Here is a 17,809-nt window from a genome sequence, read left to right as displayed (position 1 = left end):
CATTGATCATCTCATTATCCAGTTGGGCCGTTATTGATATTTATGATTTTGATACGCCAGAGCAAGAAAAACAGTTTCATGAGCTGAGTAATACACTCCGTTGCCCTAAGTGCCAGAATAACTCTATCGCCGATTCTAATGCTGAATTAGCTCAGGATTTACGGGAAAAAGTGTATGAAATGACCAAGCAAGGATATCAAAAGCAAGAGGTTATCGATTACATGATCGCTCGTTATGGGAATTTCGTTACCTACAAACCTCCTTTTACACTCAGTACTGCCATTTTATGGGTTGCGCCTATTTTGGTATTAATGGTGGGATTTAGTGTGATGGTTAGGCGTAGTCAACGCCATAAGAGTGCACGAGCTAAGATGGATGATTGGGATACTGAGAAAGAAGCGCGTTTAAAAGCATTACTGAACGAGGAAAGCCAAGGAGATAAGCAGGCATGATGTTATTTTGGTTATCTACGCTTATTTTAGTGGCTATAGCAAGCCTCTTTATTGTTACGCCTATTTTTAAGAAAAAAATCAATAATGACAACCAACTACGTGATGAGTTAAATAAAGCTTTTTATCAAGATCGCTTAGCGGAATTGGAAGTAGAAACACAAGAAGGATTAGTTGAAAATCCACAAGAACTGATTGCAGAGCTGAAGCAATCACTATTAGATGATATTCCTAGCCAGTCGGAGCCTGTGCGGACATCCATCATCTCCACGAAAGCTCTGTTAGCGTCTTCCATTATATTAATGATTGCGATTAGTTATGGATTTTATTCACGATATGGCGCTTACCCTCAAGTTAAGCGTTGGCAAGAGGTGAGTGCCCAGTTGCCCGAGCTCAGTAAAAAGTTGATGGCCCCCTCACCGGATGGGGTTGAGCTGACCGATCAAGAAATGAATGATCTCACTTTGGCTTTACGTACACGCTTACATTATCAGCCTGATGATGCCACAGGATGGCTATTATTAGGGCGGATAGGGATGGCTAATCGGGATATGCAAACGGCGATTGGGGCAACCAAAAAAGCGTATGAATTGAACTCTCAAGATAGTGGTATTCAATTGGGATACGCACAGGCCTTGATGCTATCTAATGATGAATGGGATCAAAATCAAGCGAGAAGCTTACTACTTACACTGGCTCAAGCAGAGTTTGTTGATCTTAGGGTGTTTTCATTATTGGCTTTTGATGCTTTTGAAAGTGGTCACTATGCTAGTGCTATCCACTATTGGCAGCAGATGCAACAGATGATTGGGCCTAATGATGCTCGTTATGATATGCTCGCTCGGAGTATTGAAAGTGCTCAACGAAATATGTCAGTAAATACAGATACCGCTCTTTCTGTTAAAGTGACCATTCATTTAGCGGATCACGTGAAAGTCCCTGAGAATGGAGTATTGATTGTCTCTGTTCATAGTGCTGACGGGGCACCTATTCCAATTGCTGCTGGGCGTTATCCTTTGAATTCATTTCCGATGACGGTTGTGCTTAATGACACAGACAGTATGTTACAAGGTAGTCAATTATCTGATTTAGAACGGTTAATTATTCGGGCTCGTTTGGATAGTGATGGTAATGTGGCAACACGCGAAGATGATTGGTTTGGGGAAAGTGCTGAAGGGGGGCTTGGCGATCATATTGACGTTATTATTGATACGCCATTTCTCTGACACTGATGTGCTAAGTTAATGTGGTGTAACAAAATTTACTTTGTTAGCATTTCTGGTTGTAGGAAAAGGCCAAGATGATCTTCTTGGCCAATAAAGATGGATGATTACCATGACAAGCCGTTTATCACGGTCTGTGACCCTTTTATTTATGTTCATTTTGGTTGGATGCAGTTCGGTACCGGATGAGTCTCGTCATCAGGGGGATCCGTTTGAAGGGTTCAACCGTACCATGTGGACCATCAATTATGATTATCTTGATCCTTACGTAGTTCGCCCTGTTTCAATCGCGTATGTTGATTATGTCCCTTCTCCGCTTCGCCGTGGTTTGGCGAATTTCTTGTCAAACTTAGATGAACCTGCCAGCATGATTAATAATTTAATTATGGGCAACGGTGAAAAAGCGCTCGATCATTTCAATCGTTTTTGGCTGAACAGTACCTTTGGTCTACTTGGGCTTTTTGATATCGCTTCTGAGGCAGGTATCAATAAACACGATGAGAAACAGTTTGGTGATGCGGTTGGGCATTATGGTGTCGGTAATGGCCCTTATGTGATGGTTCCGGGCTACGGCCCTTTCACCGTTAGAGAAACGGCGGATATGGCTGATGGATTGTATGCTCCACTTTCTTACTTAAATATATGGGCAAGTCTTGGTAAATGGGCTATCGAAGGTATGGAAACTCGTGCCGCTCTCGTACCGCAGGAGGCCATGCTAGAGAACTCTCCTGATCCCTATGCGTTAACACGAGAAGTTTATTTACAGCGTCGTGATTTTAAAGCGGAAAGAGACACGAGTGTTTATGATGAGAATGAAGAAGATTATCTGGATGATTATCTGGACGGGGGATTTTGAATGTCGACGTCAATGTGATTAAGTCGACACCACTCTGCCACTAAAATATTCATTGGCAACAATATATTCAGTATTACGAATCAACTCATCTTGCATTTCTGCCCAATGCTCAGGGGTATCTTGCTCGTCAATGATGGGGATAACGCCTCCTACCCGAATATTAAAGGGGGTCAGTTCTCTTGCCCAGCTTTGGGTAAAACCTGAAACCATAGAGTTCGCATTTTCAATGCCCGCTCTTTCCGCTAACGTCGAGTAGAAAACCATATTAATAATCACCCCTTTTGTTTGATATTGGCGCATCTTCTCTGCACATGCTTGCCCAAAAGTAAACAGCGACGTTGCCATGGTAATAATTTTCTGAATAAACAGCTCTGTTGGATGATCATCAATGACTGATGGAAAAGGAGGGGAAGGCCAGTAGTTGATCAGTACGTTAGGCGCTGTCTGATGCCTAGTTTCAATATGGGTAAATAACTGATCAATACTTGCTAGAGAATGATCGGCCAGTATGTAGTAGTGCGCATCCTTCGCCACCGACTGACACCGTTTCCAGCTCTTAATCAGTTCATGTTGATTGGTATCGCAGAGTATGATTTTCGCTCCTAATTGAGCAAAGTGAACCGCCAGTGTACTGCCTAATGATGATCCCGCTGAGGTAATTAAAACGAGTGCACCGTTAATATTCATATCATCTCTTCCTTGGTTTTTGATTCATGTAACCAATGAGTCAGAGTCAAAGCATGGTAGAAGAGTGGGAATTAGGGTGTGAATAGGTTCAAAGAAAATTTTAAAATGCCGTGTCGATGAGAGAATATTGGAGATGGTTCACGTTTTGCGTTTATGCAAAGGGAAGCTGCATTCGCTAAATTTGAACTCGCAGCTGATCATGCCGTAAAGCCATGTTGAGCTGTGGATAGAGATCCGTAGTCAGTAAGGTTTTTGACGACTTGGTAGCTAAACTTCGTCGTTCATGACCTGAAAGGTTTAAATAGACCTCTTCAGGGAAACCTTGTGTATCTTCGGGAAGATAAGTGAGGGCCTCTGGTTTGAGATAGTGTGAGAGCTTGGCACTGGCTAACCCTCCAGCATGGAAGTATCGAGCTTGTTGAGCGGATATTTGATAAGAACTTTGATCATTACGTAGCGGTTGCAGTTCAGGCAGTTCGAATCGTTGGCGAAGTAACTGCTCTGTGGTTTTTTTTTCATCAACCGGTTCTATAGGGCAGCTATCGCGCACATCATTAGAAAAGAGTGCCATGAATAAAGCAAAGTCGGCGTGGCGACCTTGCTGAACAGCTTGACTGATGCTTGAGCCAATATGCAGTTCATTAATGATTCCGGCTTTGTCTAAGGTATGTACTTGCATTATTTCTCCTCGATGCCTTTCTAATAGCGGCATTGAGGCAAAAAACTTTAATAAAAAAGCCTGCAATATGCAGGCTAAAGAGCATCATAATTTATTGATACAACATTATTTTGCTAGATTCTGAGCAACGAAGCCCCAGTTAACCAACGCCCAGAAACCATTCATATAGTCTGGACGTAAGTTACGATAATCAATGTAGTACGCGTGTTCCCATAGGTCTACGGTCAGTAGTGGGGTTACGCCCTCTTCAGTGATGGGGGTCGCTGCATTGGAAGTGTTCACGATAGCCAATGAACCGTCTGCTTTCTTAACCAACCAAGTCCAAGATGAACCAAAGTTATTAATCGCAGAATCAGTGAATTTTGCTTTAAACTCTTCAAATGAACCAAAAGCGGCATTGATGGCATCCGCCACTGCACCCGTCGGTTCACCGCCACCATTTGGGGATAAGCAGTGCCAGTAGAACGTGTGGTTCCAGACTTGAGCTGCGTTATTAAAGACACCACCCGTTGAGGTTTTGATGATTTCTTCTAACGTTTTGTTTTCAAACTCAGTTCCTGGGATCAGACCATTGAGTTTAACCACGTAAGTGTTGTGGTGTTTACCATAATGGTATTCCAATGTTTCTGCTGAGATATGTGGTTCTAGTGCATCTTTTGCGTATGGTAACGCAGGTAATTCAAATGCCATTGCTCTATTCTCCGTATTTCGAGGAAAGAAGCGGCTTAGTTGACGAGGTCGATGGAAATTAGAGCTCTCGACAGACCAATACCCTTCCTTCGATGGCTTCCAGTATTATTGTATTTCGTCGATACGACTGACTTGTTAGCTATTTTAGCAAGTTTTTACTTTATTAACACCCCATCACTAAGAAAAATTTTATTCCTAGCCTACACCTTTAGAGTTATTCATCGAAAACCATAAATATATTGTGCTTTTTATTCTGACTTAATGATTTAGAATGGGGGAATCAAACTAGCCATCCATTAAGAGGAAGCAATGGAAACCATTGACAAAATCAAACAGCAAATCGCAGAAAATCCGATTCTCCTATATATGAAAGGGTCCCCCAAACTACCAAGCTGTGGTTTCTCTTCTCAAGCCGCACAAGCGTTAATGGCGTGTGGTGAAAAATTTGCTTATGTAGATATTTTGCAAAATCCGGATATTCGAGCTGAACTACCTATTTACGCCCAGTGGCCGACTTTCCCCCAATTATGGATTGAAGGTGAGTTGATCGGTGGTTGTGACATTATTTTAGAAATGTTCCAAAAAGGTGAATTGCAACCACTTGTCAAAGAAGCGGCAGGGCGCGCATCGGATAGTCATGAGTGATACTGTATAAAATTACAGTTTTTGCTTGATTTTGTAAGGCCACATTGAGTAATGTGGCCTTAGTTTTTTTATCGATTCTGTATTATGAGCCGCTTATTTATTGCTGAAAAACCCAGTTTAGCGCGAGCGATAGCTGATGCGTTGCCTAAGCCTCACAAAAAAGAGCAAGGATTTATTCGCTGTGGTCACGGGGATATCGTGACCTGGTGTATTGGCCATTTATTAGAACAAGTCGAGCCAGATAGTTATGATGAACGTTATAAAAAATGGCACCTCGCTGACTTACCTATTGTGCCAGATCGCTGGCAACTAAGGCCAAGAAAAAGTGCCAGTAAGCAACTTTCAGTGGTTCGTAAACTGTTAAAAGAAGCGCAGGAAATTATCCATGCGGGTGACCCAGACCGCGAGGGACAATTGCTTGTTGATGAGGTGATTGACTACTGTAAGGTGGCAAAAAGTCAGCAGCAAGCCATGCAACGTTTGTTGATTAGTGATCTTAATTTACCGGCGGTTCAGCGAGCTCTGTCTTCGATGCGCAGTAATCGAGAATTTATTCCGCTATCCGTTTCTGCGTTAGCGCGTTCGCGTGCCGATTGGTTGTATGGCATGAATATGTCACGAGCTTATACGCTATTAGGTCAGAAAGCGGGATATCAAGGTGTCTTGTCGGTTGGGCGAGTACAAACGCCGGTGCTAGGGCTTGTGGTACGCCGTGATGAAGAGATCGCCCATTTTGTACCGAAAGACTACTTTACTCTGCATGCCTTAATTCCTTACCAAGATGGAGAGCATCGGTTTGATATTCGAGCGCGGTGGCAACCGAGTGAGGCGTGTAAACCTTGGCAAGATGAAGAGGGGAGAGTGCTTCACCGCCAGTTAGCTGAAAATGTGGCTAACCGTATTGCTGGGCAAGCGGCAAAGGTGATTGAGTCTGAACAAGATCAAACGAAACAAGCCGCGCCGTTGCCTTACTCTTTATCAGCGTTACAAATTGATGCGGCTAAGCGCTATCAACTCAGTGCGCAGCAGGTGTTGGATACGTGTCAATCTCTTTATGAAAAACACAAGTTGATTACCTATCCACGCTCAGATTGTCGATATCTCCCTAAAGAGCACTTTATACAGGCAAAGCAAGTCACCTCGGCTATTGCTCATAACCTGAGTGAGCTGCATCATGCTGTGGAGGGAGCGGATTTATCTCGTCAATCTAAAGCATGGAATGATAAAAAAGTTGATGCTCACCATGCCATCATTCCGACGCCGAAAACTGCTTCGGTCAATGGGCTATCTGCCACTGAACAGAAAATCTATGGCTTAATTGCTCGACAATATCTTATCCAGTTTTACCCTCCTGCTGTGTATGCTGAAGCGAAATTAGGGTTTGATATTGCGGGGGGGAAATTTGTTGCGAAAGGTCGCCAGTTAATATCTGCGGGATGGAAAATATTGATGGGGCAGAACCTACAGCAAGAAGAGGGAATTGATAGTGTGCCACCTCTTGCAATCGATCAGGTCTTGACCTGTCGAGAAGGAGAAATTAAAGCGTGTAAAACGGAGCCACCTCGTTATTTTACCGAAGCGACCTTACTGCAAGCTATGACCGGAATTGCACGATTTGTTGAAGACAAAGAGTTAAAGAAAATTCTCCGTGATACCGATGGTTTAGGCACGGAAGCAACCCGAGCAGGCATTTTAGACACATTATTTAAACGCCAACTCTTACGGCGAGAAGGCAAGGCCATTCAAAGTACCCCGGCAGGGAAAGGGCTTATCCATGCTCTGCCTGTTGAGGCGACTTACCCAGACATGACGGCGCATTGGGAGCATCAACTTCAGGCCATGGCCGAACGAGGTCAAGCCTATCAACCCTTTATGCAAGCATTAGAGCGACAGATTAATCAGTGGATGAATCAGGTTAAGACAGAACCTGTACCCAGTTCTTTATGTTCCTTACCTACAGTGAAACGAGCCCCCTTCTCCCGAAAAAAAACTCGCCGCTCTACGAAATATTCTCAGGTGTGATCTACTAAAGTGCAGAGTTATTCACTATTATGATATGAGTAGTTATGCAGTTGTTATCACTAAAAAATCAAAAAAACTCCATATAAAGTCTAATTTTTTGTTGTGCGCTCGTACAATATATTCCATAGTTAATTGATATGATGGCTCTATATCGCGGCCTGAATATATGGATTACTGAAATAAAAAACTATGAATATCATTATTATGCTTGTGCTAGGAAGGTAACATGTTAACGATACTTCGAGCGCTGAACGTGCGCCAAAAAATTCTAGTGATAGAAGTCATATCGCTAATGATCATTGTACTGATCAGTCTATATGGGGTTAATCAACTGAAGGGGATGGCATACCAAGAACGCCAGAACAGTATACAACATCAAGTGGAATCGGTCGTCAGCTTAGTGAATCACTATGCGCAGCTCTCAGGAGTTATGGGGGAAGAGCAAGCGAAACAGCAGGCTATCGAAGCAATCAAAGCTCTACGTTATGACGGAGATAATTATTTTTGGGTGATGATGCCGAACGCTCAATTAGTTTTACATCCATTTCGACCTGAAATGACAAACAAAGATATGAGCCAAGAGCGTGACGGTGCAGGACGTTTTCATTGGCAAGAGATGAGCCGAACCGTACAACGTCAGGGTTCAGGGTTTGTTGAGTACACTTTCATTTCACCTCAAGGGCAAGTGGAAGATAAGATCTCTTATGTTGCGAGCACTCGTAGTTGGAACTGGATAATCGGCACGGGTGTGATTGTGCATGATATTGATCAGGCCGTTTATCGTAGTGCTTTATTCTATGTAGGGCTGGCCTTAATCGGTGGTGTTGTTACTTTGTTCTTTTCCAGCATTATTGGAAAAAACATTACCAAACCACTGGCTTTGTTTGTGTCTAAGGTAAAACGAGCGGCAGAAGGGGATATGACCGTACGTTTTAACCCTAAAGGACGAGATGAAATCGCCAGTTTGGGGCATTCAATTAACACTATGATTGAGCATACCCATCAAGCATTATTGACGGCCAAACAATCGGCCATGAGTGCGGCGCAAATGGCATCAAGTATTGCCTCAGCCAGTGAGGAAACCGCGACCAGTACTCAGTCTCAGCGCATGCAGTTAGAGCAATTAGCGACGGCAATGAATGAAATGAACGCCACCATTCGGGATGTTGCACAAAATGCGGAGCAAACTGCCGCTTCAACGGATGATGTTGCCAATCAAGCGTTGGATTGTAATGGTATGATGGAAAATACCGAGAGAAATATAGAACTTTTATCTCAGGAAGTTTCACAAACCGATCAGTTAGTGGATGCTCTTCGTCATGATGTTGAGGGGATTAATGATATTGTGGATGTGATTCAGGCCATTTCTGAGCAGACCAACCTATTAGCCTTGAATGCCGCGATAGAAGCGGCAAGAGCTGGGGAGCAGGGGCGGGGGTTTGCTGTGGTTGCGGATGAAGTTCGTCACCTTGCTGGAAGGACTCAGCAGTCAACTCAACAAATTCAGCAAACTATAGAATCTTTGATTGGTCGAGCAGATAGTGCATCTCAAGCGATGAAACAGTGTCATACCCGAGTAACGGAAAACGTTCAAATTGCTAACCAAACTCAGAAAATGCTTAAGCAAATGGTCAGTGAGTTAACTCGGGCTAATGATATGGTGACTCAAATTGCAACGGCGGCAGAGCAACAAGATACGGTTGCTGAGGAAATGAATAGCAATGTAATTCATATTAATCTTTCTGCGGATCAGATTAGCCAGTCTTCTCAAGATCTGGCTGAACAAAGCCAACAATTGGCAGAAAGTGCCAATCAACTGGATGAGCAATTACAACACTTTAAAGTTTAGCCCTACAGGCGGCTTTTTCTGCCCCCATGAAATGAGCCACTTTATGGAGGCAGACTAAGCCGTCGCTTGAGGTATCATTCCTGATATCCCCACGAATTCCTCTTAACGTCGCATTTTGGTGAAATGAGGATTGGATTTTTGGTGTTTATTATATTAATGTTAATTAAATTAGGTAAGTCTAATTTACTATGGTTAATGTTAGGAGGATACGATGAAACCAAAAGTACATGAGTTCTTTGATCCCAATACCTTTACTTATAGCTATCTCGTGGTTGATCCAAAGACTTTACAGTGTGCGGTAGTGGATTCTGTGCTTGATTACGATCCGGCTTCAGGGCGAACCTCATATGAGTCTGCGGATAAATTGATTGCGTTTATTCATCAACATCACTTATCGGTCGCGTGGATTTTGGAAACCCACGTGCATGCTGACCATTTAAGCGCTGCGCCGTATATTAAACAGCAAGTTGGTGGCAAATTAGGTATTGGTCAGGGTATTACCGTAGTACAACATACCTTTGGCAAACTATTTAATGCAGGTTCAGACTTTTGCATGGATGGTAGTCAATTTGATCATCTCTTTACCGATCAAGAAAGCTTTATGGTTGGAACTCTTTCTGCCAAAGCGCTCCATACTCCAGGTCATACACCAGCTTGCATGACTTATGTGATTGGTGATAGTGCTTTCGTTGGGGATACTTTGTTTATGCCTGACTATGGAACAGCTCGTTGTGACTTTCCTGGTGGTGATGCTCAAACCCTTTATCAATCGATTCAAAAGCTCTTCACTCTTCCAGATGAGACAAGAGTGTTCATGTGCCATGATTATAAAGCACCCGGGCGGGAAAAATTTTTGTTTCAAACCACAATAGGTGAGGAGCGTCAGGAGAATATTCATATCAAACAGGGGATCAGCGAAGAGCAATTTGTTGCGATGAGGCAGTCAAGAGATGCCACCTTGAAAATGCCGACTCTGATTTTACCGTCGGTACAAGTTAATATGAGAGCTGGAGTTTTGCCTCCTGCTGAGGAGAATGGGGTCCAATATCTTAAAATTCCACTAAATAAAATTTAACGGATAGGAGAGCCTTATGCTGGCATTGATGGAATTAACCAGTGACGTTACTGTTGCACCACAAATTTTACCCACCGACATCCGTAATATTGCACAGTTAGGTTTTAAATCAGTGATCAATAATCGACCCGATGGGGAAGAGGAGGGGCAACCCTTAAATGAGATGATTGAGCATGAAGCTAAAATCTATGGGCTTGAATATTATCATATGCCAGTGATCTCTGGTCAGATAACGTCGCAACAAGTAGCGATGTTTACGAAATTGCTGGAAAACGCGCCTAAACCCATACTGGCTTTTTGTCGAACAGGTACGCGTTGCAGCCTGTTGTGGTCAATGGGCAGTGAAGATTTTGCTACGCTAACAGCTCGTGTTGCACGTGCGAAAGAGAAAGGATTTGATCTCAGCCGTTTGCTTGAGGCGGCTGAGTCACAATAGCCCTTTTTGAGCATGGAGTAAGGAAAAGCAATAGAATGAAAAGTTCATGGGGAAAATGGTTACCCATTCTTGAATGGTTGCCTAATTACCGCCGCCAAGAGGCAATGAAAGATATCTTAGCCGCCATCATTGTTACGCTTATGCTTATTCCTCAAAGCCTTGCCTATGCAATGGTTGCCGGTCTCCCCCCCGTGACAGGGCTTTATGCCAGTATTTTACCTCTGGTGCTTTATGCCTTATTGGGAACCAGCAAAACGCTCGCAGTTGGCCCCGTGGCGGTAATTTCTTTAATGACAGCAGAAGCCATAACACCCTTGCATGCGGTGGGTACTCCCGCCTATTTAACCACTGCGGCAACTTTGGCTTTTCTTTCTGGCATTATTTTGCTGGCGATGGCGATATTTCGTTTGGGGTTTTTAACAACATTCTTAAGCCATCCCGTGTTATCGGGTTTTATGACGGCTTCGGGTATTATTATTGTGATTGGGCAACTTAGCCCTATACTCGGTATTTCCTTGCAAGAAGAGCGTCTAGCCAATGTCTGGCTGGTGATGCAAAAAATAAATCCTTATACCATGATGATTGGTGTCGGTTCATTAGCCATTTTATTGATTGGACGACGCTATTTATCTCCTCTTCTTATTCAACTCAGATTTCCCCCTTCTTGGGCTGGGCATGCTACAAAATTGCTGCCTGTTATGGTGATGGGGGTTAGCACTCTTTTAGTCATCAGGTTCGAACTGACAGAATTGGGGGTGAGTGTTGTTGGCCAAGTTCCAAGCGGTTTACCTCATTTCTCCCTACCAATACTAGAATTAGCCCTAATACGTGATTTATTGCCCGCAGCAGTGCTTATCAGTGTCATTGGTTTTGTTGAATCAGCTTCTGTTGGTCAAACATTAGCGGCCAAACGACGCCAACGTATCGAACCCAATCAAGAGTTAGTGGCTTTAAGTGGTGCGAATATAGCTTCTGCGATGCAAGGCGGTTTTCCTGTCACCGGAGGGTTATCTCGCTCGGTAGTCAATTACGATGCAGGGGCTGAAACCCCTTTAGCTGGTGCTTTAACCGCGGTAGGGATTGCGATGACAGTCCTCTTTTTTACCTCGATCTTTACCTACCTTCCTCATGCGGTTCTTGCTGCCATTATTATTGTTGCCGTTTCTTCTCTTATTGATATTAAAGGCATCTTTTCAACGTGGCAAACCGCGAAAAGTGATGGTGTCGTGATGGTTGCTACCATTTTAGGTGTCTTAGTGTTTAATATTGAGTTGGGGATTTTATTGGGAGTGGCGTTATCTCTCGCACTCTTTTTGTGGCGGACTAGCCGTCCTCATATTGCGGTGGTGGGGCGAATTGAAGGGACTGAGCATTTTCGAAATGTACAGCGATTCCAAGTTGTAGAGAGTAAAACCGTATTGACATTGCGTATTGATGAAAGTCTCTATTTCGCTAATGCTCGTTATTTAGAAGATAAAGTCCCTGAATATTTAGCCCAATACCCCGATGCTCAATCTTTAGTCTTAATGCTTTCTGGCGTCAATAGAATTGATGCGAGTGCCTTAGAGAGCCTGAGCTTGATTGCCGAGCGGCTGAAAGAGGCGGGGGTTCAAATGCACTTGTCGGAAGTAAAAGGCCCTGTGATGGATGAAATGAAGCATTCACCGTTTTTTGCCCATTTTACGGGGAAGATCTTTATTAGTCAGTACCAAGCATTTACGGCATTAACACAATCTGAAAGCACCGAAGAGAAGACGCAATAATACCTATATATGAGACCAATGTCACAAAAATAAAGATGTTTCTAAATGTTTCATATATACTGTCGGCGACTAATCGTAGTCAGTTTGATTTAAGAGGTATTTCAAGTGGAATTTATTCGCTCCCTTTTCGTTAGAACACCAAAAGAGCGTCGTCATTATGGTGTTGCTTTGTTTATCGGTATCATCAGTGGTGTTATGTCAGCATTTGTTAAGTGGGGGGCTGAAGTCCCATTACCACCTAGAACCATTAGTGATGGCCGTGCTGAATTTAACCCACCTTATATTTTCTTAAGGGACTACCTTGGTATTGATCCCACACAGACAGTTTATACTTTTGCTGAGCACATCATTAACCCCGTTATGGTGACTCATATCATCTTTTCTCTGACTTTTGCCATTGGTTACTGTGTGATTGCTGAAATTTTTCCAAAGGTAAAAATGTGGCAAGGGGTAATGGCGGGTTTGATCGTCACCGTCTGTACGCATGGTACGGTTTTTGTCTGGCTAGGCCTGACTCCGACTTGGTCTCACCTTCCGGCTAGCGAGTATATTTCAGAGATCTTTGGCCACATTGTCTGGTTCTGGTCTATTGAAATGATTCGTGGTTATCTGCGTGAAAAAATGACAAAAGAGCCCGATCCAGAAGTGGTGCTAAGTTAAGAGAGTAGACAGAAGCGTTGTTTTTTCCTTCGCTTATTTGGCAACCTCTAGAGGCTTTTTAGAGGTTGCCAGACGTGAGCTCTCCTTTCTTATTGGGGCTGACGTGTTTTGGTATTATTTAGCACTAAATTGTCGCACTAAGCGTTGTAAGCTTTCTAAACTTCCCACCAAAGTATGTGTTCGCTCGACAGAAGAAGAAGATAATAACTTTGTCGATTGAATCGCTTCTTTCATTCTAAGAACATGTTCACTCATACCTTGAGTCACTTGTACTTGTTCCGTAATGGCTTGTGATGTTTTGGCACTTTGCTCACCAATGGAAGCTAAATCATTAACGATAGCCTCAAAAGACGCCTTACTTTTTTGAGATTTAATCACACATTGCTCAGATGATTGGATGCCGTTTTCCATTAGGTTGCCCGTCTGATTGACAGCCGTTTGCAATAATTCAATCTTTTCATGAATCTCTTCTACTGAGGCACTGGTTTTACTAGACAGAGCTCGAACTTCATCGGCGACAACCGCAAAACCTCGGCCATGTTCACCCGCTCTGGCTGCTTCAATAGCGGCATTTAGGGCCAGTAAATTAGTTTGCTCTGCAATGCCTTGAATCATCTCAAGAATAGTTTCAATGCCATTGACATCGGTATAGAGTCGCTCTAGTGCCGCTTTAGAGCTATCTAAGTGTTGACTCAGCTCAAGGACGGTTTCTACCGCTTCATCAATCGTCTGTGTGCCTTCTTGCGCTTTATGTCTGGCATGACTAACAAATTCAGCGCTTTGTTTCGCTTGCTTAGCGACTTCGTCAATGGAATTTAGCATCTCTTTTGAAGAGACCGCCATCGCATCTGTTGCGACATTCTGTTCGCCTAATTCATTATCAATCGATTGACAATTTTTCATCTCATCATTGGCCGACTGAAGTAGGCTAGTCGCAGTTTCGTTGGCTCGAGCCGTTGCTGCTCTTAATTCGGCTCGCTTCATCATCATGGCAAGTTCGATGCGTGAAACATCATCACAATAGCCAGTATAAGGTTGCTCCATTAGGGGGTTATCGTAATCATTTTTCGCTAATATATTGATCGCATTAAGGCGTTTTTGCATTACCACTAAAAAGGCAAACTGAGCAAGGGTTAACGGAATCAGTGTGCTCAGAAGAGTAATGGGAGAGGCCGATGACATGGTGAAGAGACCAAGAACGACGAGTTCTGCGATAACGACACTCAAAGAGAGTGTCATCCACTTGACTCGTCGTATGGATCCCTTTCCCTGACGAAGTTTTGCATAGAGTGAATAAGCGCGTGAAATTTGTGCATCACTTGGTTGCGTCCTGACGGATTGGTATTCAAAGACTTTACCGTCTTTACCCATGATGGGAGTCACAAAGGCTGAAACCCAGTAGTGTCCAGAGCCTTTACATTTGTTTTTGACTAATCCCATCCAGCTTTTTCCAGACTGAATGTATTGCCATAACTGACCGAACGCCGCTTTAGGCATGTCGTCATGTCGAATTACATTGTGGGGATGGTGAAGCAGTTCTTCTTCTTGGTAACCCGAAACCTTGCAAAAATCCTTATTACAATAGGTGATATGGCTATCAGGGGTTGTGGTGGATATCAGGCTATCTTTGTCTGAGTATCGTACTCTTTTATCTGCCATATTCATCTCTTTAATGCTAATTAACTAACAATGATTCATACAGGTTATCAAAGGGTGAGAATGGATACCTGTAAGATTAAGAGAACTACATTATCAGACAAAGATGACAAAAACTTGATGTGTATCATTAAGATGTTATCAAATAAGCCATGAGACCAATAAAATATCTGTATATAAAGTAAGCGATAATAATCTCGCCTCTTTCATTCGATGGGCTTTATTTTTTCATCATCTTAGCAAGATCAGCAAAAGGGTTATAGGTGGCACTTTTATGCTCGTCTAATCGGGCAACAGGATCGACGCCATAACGCTCATGTTCTGTATATTTCGAGTGCTCGTGATCGTGACAATATAAGCATAATAATTCCCAGTTACTGCCGTCTTCAGGGTTATTTGTATGATCATGATCTTTATGATGGACGGTTAATTCTCGTAAATTTGAATAAACAAATTCACGGGCACATTTGCCACACACCCAAGGATAAAGTTTTAGTGCTTTCTCGCGGTAACCACTTTCTTTACGCGCATATTCAGCGCTAGAACCATAAAAGTCGGATGCCATAATTTTTCCTCAATAAGTTTATTGAACACGACGATATTAAAGACGAAAACGCTTCGTTGAGCAAAGCTTGAATGAAAAAATTATCGAAAGGCTTTTAGATTGAGCGGTGGCTGGTTGTATGGCTATAGCGAAAAAGAAGCAAGATAGACTTATTTTTGAGTCAGTTTAGTTGGTGATTTTGCTCTGGTTGAGCGAGATAATGATTTGGCTGCTAAAACGAGAAAAGCCCTTGATAAATCAAGGGCTTGAATGTGGCGGAGAGATAGGGATTTGAACCCTAGGTACGCTATTAACGTACGCCGGTTTTCAAGACCGGTGCTTTCAACCACTCAGCCATCTCTCCGTTGTGGGCCGAATAGTAAAGGGATTCTCCCAGCTTGTAAAGTGCTCACTGTATCGTTTGCTGAATTTTTGTTCGTGTTGGGTGGTTTTGGCTGCTGATTTGAACTTATTGGTCTATTTTGTATAAAAACCTTTAAGTTTAGAGCACGGTTTACCACATTAAATCATCAGGAACCACATAGTCTGCATAAGGATCATCTTCATCAATCGTTGCTTCTGACTCACAAGGTGCATTAATTATACTCAGCTCATCCCGCTGCCAGATTTTTTGGGCCACAATATTAGGGATAATGGCATAACTTTCTTCATAACGGGCGATAGCGAGTAGCCCTTTGATCAATTGATCTCGTGTTTGAGAATCAACATAAAGGGTTTTTACTAAAGTGCCATCCGTGAAATGGTATTGGATATCTCCACTATTTAAGGGGAGTTTATTCATTTCAATCAACTGCTTGACTTGGGCTTGAATTTCTTTCGTTAATAACTGTTCTTTTTGTTGTTTATTGAGAGCTTTATCTCGCTCTTGTTGCTGCTGTTTATTGGCTTCAACGGCGGCTTTTACTTCTCTTGCTTGTACACGTGATTTTTTAGAGCCTTTCTGCGCTTTCTTTAATTTTTTTTCATTAACAAGGCCTGCTTTGAGCATCTGCTCTTGAAGTGATAATTTTGTCATGGGTTGTTCCAGTCAATAAAGAATGACTAAGTGTACCGACTCGTTGTCAGCAAGGAAAGAGGGCAGGGAAAACCGAATGAGGAGCGATAAAGCTTAGGCTAAGAGGAGTAATAAGCCACCGACTTTTGCCGCTGCGGAAAGATATTTCCCCGCGGTATAGGAGGTATCTGCCGGTTGCTTCGGTTTTTTCGGGTGATCCATACCTAATGCTCCGTGAGTAAAGGCTTCCACCTTATCACCTACGGTCTTTGATTTTAGCTGCTCAGCTTGGCTTTCTTGATCCAGTTCATTTAAGGCGGCAAGTAATGCTCTTCCTTCTTCTGATAAAGTGACTTTTGTACCTTCAGATTTCAGTGGTGGAGCATCATGTTCTACAACATCTGGGTTTTTTAGCGTTGAAGAAGGGGTCATCATACTCGGTGAATAGTGAGCGGGGATCTCTGTGCTAACAGAATTCATCAGGCTTCTCCTTCTTTAACATGGCATACCTAGGTCGGAGCATGACAACGGCATGGCCATGCTTATCCTTGGGATATTATTAATATCGACTGTTTATCTAAAAACTTGTGAATATTTTTCTGAACAATTGATTTTGACCAATATATAAGCAAAGAGTGTGCCTGAATATTTATTAAAGAGTATCGCTAGGGGGATTGTTACCCGTCCTTGTGCTCTTTTCTGTAAATACGAATCATAAAATCGGCTTCACAGGTGAATGTTGCTGCCAGCTTGAGTTCTTCTCGTAGACTTTCTGTGGCGCGCCAAGCAAAGGGGGTCATTTGAAGAAGATCAAAAGCCTCAGGGCCGGATAAGGACATGGTGTAATGCAGTGGTTGTTGGTGCTCGAGAGTAAAGCCTGTAATTTGTTCTGGCGTTTCATCATGCAATTGAACTTGCTGATAAATTTTTTCTTTTAATTGGTAGAGGTGCCGACCCGCAGGGGTCACCGTTATGATCGCTCCATTATCGGTGAGCACTCGGTCAAGTTCTTCTGCTTTACAAGGGGCATATATCCGTAAAATGGCATCCAGTGATTGGTCTGCAAAAGGAAGACGGTGACTAGAGGCAACCACAAAATTGACATTTGGGTAGCGTTTAGCGGCAAAACGAATGGCAACTTTTGAAATATCTAAGCCGTACGTTTTGGCGTGAACGGTCTGATCTTGAATGGCGGCGGCAATATGGTGAGTGTAATAACCTTCACCACATCCAATATCAAGCAATCGGTGGGAGGTATTGGTTAGAGTCTGAACGCAGAGTGTACTGACCGCCTCTCGCATTGGATGGTAATGATCGCCTTGTAAGAAACGGCGTCTTGCTTGCATCATCTCCTTATTATCACCGGGATCTTTAGAACGTTTATGATGAGCTGGCATTAAATTGACATAGCCTTCTTTGGCAACATCAAATTGATGTCGATTATCACAAAAGTAACTGTGTGCTTGTAAGTGTAGGGGGTGATGGCAAAGGGGACAGACGTAAGCCATAAGAATCCAATCATCAGAAAAAGAAGAGGCTAAGTTTAACGGTAAGCGAACG

Annotated in this window: 18 protein-coding genes and 1 tRNA gene; 10 read left to right on the top strand and 9 right to left on the bottom strand. The window is 43.0% G+C overall.

All coding sequences use genetic code 11. The features are described 5' to 3' along the window. Window positions 1-2 precede the first annotated feature (2 nt). The 3 genes from B5D54_RS04365 to B5D54_RS04355 all read left to right on the top strand — a co-directional run bounded on the left by B5D54_RS04365 (window position 3) and on the right by B5D54_RS04355 (window position 2,528). Entirely contained in the window at window positions 3-452 is a 450-nt protein-coding gene (locus B5D54_RS04365) for a cytochrome c-type biogenesis protein (protein WP_172459896.1), read from the top strand. Continuing rightward, window positions 449-1,675: a c-type cytochrome biogenesis protein CcmI gene (gene ccmI, locus B5D54_RS04360; RefSeq protein WP_078925263.1), complete on the top strand. Its 1,227-nt coding sequence runs from the start codon at window positions 449-451 to the stop codon at window positions 1,673-1,675. The genes B5D54_RS04365 and ccmI overlap by 4 nt, the downstream gene beginning before the upstream one ends. 109 nt (window positions 1,676-1,784) lie before the next feature. Beyond that, a complete protein-coding gene (locus B5D54_RS04355) occupies window positions 1,785-2,528 on the top strand; it encodes an MlaA family lipoprotein (RefSeq protein ID WP_078925262.1) in 744 nt (247 codons plus the stop codon). Window positions 2,529-2,546: 18 nt separating this feature from the next. Here the strand turns inward: B5D54_RS04355 and B5D54_RS04350 are convergent, their stop codons facing one another. The 3 genes from B5D54_RS04350 to sodB all read right to left on the bottom strand — a co-directional run bounded on the left by B5D54_RS04350 (window position 2,547) and on the right by sodB (window position 4,584). Beyond that, the gene (locus B5D54_RS04350) at window positions 2,547-3,215 is read right to left on the bottom strand and encodes an SDR family oxidoreductase (RefSeq protein WP_078925261.1); all 669 of its coding nucleotides are present in this window, start codon (window positions 3,213-3,215) and stop codon (window positions 2,547-2,549) included. Window positions 3,216-3,390: 175 nt separating this feature from the next. Continuing rightward, window positions 3,391-3,894 carry a VC2046/SO_2500 family protein gene (locus B5D54_RS04345; RefSeq protein WP_078925260.1) on the bottom strand — a complete coding sequence of 168 codons (504 nt, stop codon included), beginning with the start codon at window positions 3,892-3,894 and terminating at the stop codon, window positions 3,391-3,393. Between the two features lie 105 nt (window positions 3,895-3,999). Then, entirely contained in the window at window positions 4,000-4,584 is a 585-nt protein-coding gene (gene sodB / locus B5D54_RS04340; RefSeq protein ID WP_078925259.1) for a superoxide dismutase [Fe], read from the bottom strand. A 309-nt stretch (window positions 4,585-4,893) separates the two neighbouring features. Between sodB and B5D54_RS04335 the strand changes: the two genes are divergently transcribed. The 7 genes from B5D54_RS04335 to B5D54_RS04305 all read left to right on the top strand — a co-directional run bounded on the left by B5D54_RS04335 (window position 4,894) and on the right by B5D54_RS04305 (window position 13,034). Beyond that, the gene (locus B5D54_RS04335; protein WP_078925258.1) at window positions 4,894-5,229 is read left to right on the top strand and encodes a Grx4 family monothiol glutaredoxin; all 336 of its coding nucleotides are present in this window, start codon (window positions 4,894-4,896) and stop codon (window positions 5,227-5,229) included. An 84-nt stretch (window positions 5,230-5,313) separates the two neighbouring features. Beyond that, window positions 5,314-7,251, top strand: coding sequence for a DNA topoisomerase III (locus tag B5D54_RS04330; protein WP_078925257.1), 1,938 nt, complete (start codon window positions 5,314-5,316; stop codon window positions 7,249-7,251). A gap of 226 nt (window positions 7,252-7,477) precedes the next feature. After that, window positions 7,478-9,100, top strand: a complete 1,623-nt coding sequence (locus tag B5D54_RS04325) for a methyl-accepting chemotaxis protein (protein ID WP_078925256.1) — start codon at window positions 7,478-7,480, stop codon at window positions 9,098-9,100. A 211-nt stretch (window positions 9,101-9,311) separates the two neighbouring features. Further along, on the top strand, window positions 9,312-10,175 hold the full coding sequence (locus B5D54_RS04320; protein WP_078925255.1) for an MBL fold metallo-hydrolase: 864 nt from the start codon (window positions 9,312-9,314) through the stop codon (window positions 10,173-10,175). A gap of 16 nt (window positions 10,176-10,191) precedes the next feature. Beyond that, on the top strand, window positions 10,192-10,611 hold the full coding sequence (locus B5D54_RS04315) for a protein tyrosine phosphatase family protein (RefSeq protein ID WP_078925254.1): 420 nt from the start codon (window positions 10,192-10,194) through the stop codon (window positions 10,609-10,611). A gap of 35 nt (window positions 10,612-10,646) precedes the next feature. Further along, window positions 10,647-12,374: a SulP family inorganic anion transporter gene (locus B5D54_RS04310; RefSeq protein ID WP_078925253.1), complete on the top strand. Its 1,728-nt coding sequence runs from the start codon at window positions 10,647-10,649 to the stop codon at window positions 12,372-12,374. Window positions 12,375-12,479: 105 nt separating this feature from the next. Beyond that, window positions 12,480-13,034: a YagU family protein gene (locus tag B5D54_RS04305; protein ID WP_229601049.1), complete on the top strand. Its 555-nt coding sequence runs from the start codon at window positions 12,480-12,482 to the stop codon at window positions 13,032-13,034. Window positions 13,035-13,148: 114 nt separating this feature from the next. On the opposite strand, the gene B5D54_RS04300 is transcribed toward B5D54_RS04305, so the two are convergent. From B5D54_RS04300 to rlmA, 6 genes are all read right to left on the bottom strand, one after another. Continuing rightward, entirely contained in the window at window positions 13,149-14,693 is a 1,545-nt protein-coding gene (locus B5D54_RS04300; protein WP_238843272.1) for a methyl-accepting chemotaxis protein, read from the bottom strand. A gap of 217 nt (window positions 14,694-14,910) precedes the next feature. After that, window positions 14,911-15,255: a YajD family HNH nuclease gene (locus B5D54_RS04295; RefSeq protein ID WP_078925251.1), complete on the bottom strand. Its 345-nt coding sequence runs from the start codon at window positions 15,253-15,255 to the stop codon at window positions 14,911-14,913. Window positions 15,256-15,507: 252 nt separating this feature from the next. Then, window positions 15,508-15,598 (bottom strand) — tRNA-Ser (locus B5D54_RS04290). Between the two features lie 150 nt (window positions 15,599-15,748). Beyond that, window positions 15,749-16,270, bottom strand: coding sequence for a DUF2058 domain-containing protein (locus tag B5D54_RS04285; protein ID WP_078925250.1), 522 nt, complete (start codon window positions 16,268-16,270; stop codon window positions 15,749-15,751). 93 nt (window positions 16,271-16,363) lie between these two features. Further along, entirely contained in the window at window positions 16,364-16,729 is a 366-nt protein-coding gene (locus B5D54_RS04280) for a hypothetical protein (RefSeq protein WP_078925249.1), read from the bottom strand. Window positions 16,730-16,926: 197 nt separating this feature from the next. Further along, on the bottom strand, window positions 16,927-17,757 hold the full coding sequence (rlmA, locus tag B5D54_RS04275) for a 23S rRNA (guanine(745)-N(1))-methyltransferase (RefSeq protein WP_078925248.1): 831 nt from the start codon (window positions 17,755-17,757) through the stop codon (window positions 16,927-16,929). Between the last annotated feature and the right edge of the window lie 52 nt (window positions 17,758-17,809).

Source organism: Vibrio cincinnatiensis DSM 19608, assembly GCF_900167345.1.
GTDB classification, from domain to species: Bacteria; Pseudomonadota; Gammaproteobacteria; order Enterobacterales; family Vibrionaceae; genus Vibrio; species Vibrio cincinnatiensis.
The sequence above is the reverse complement of the archived record's forward strand: the minus strand, read 5'-3'. Positions and strand labels throughout refer to the sequence as shown.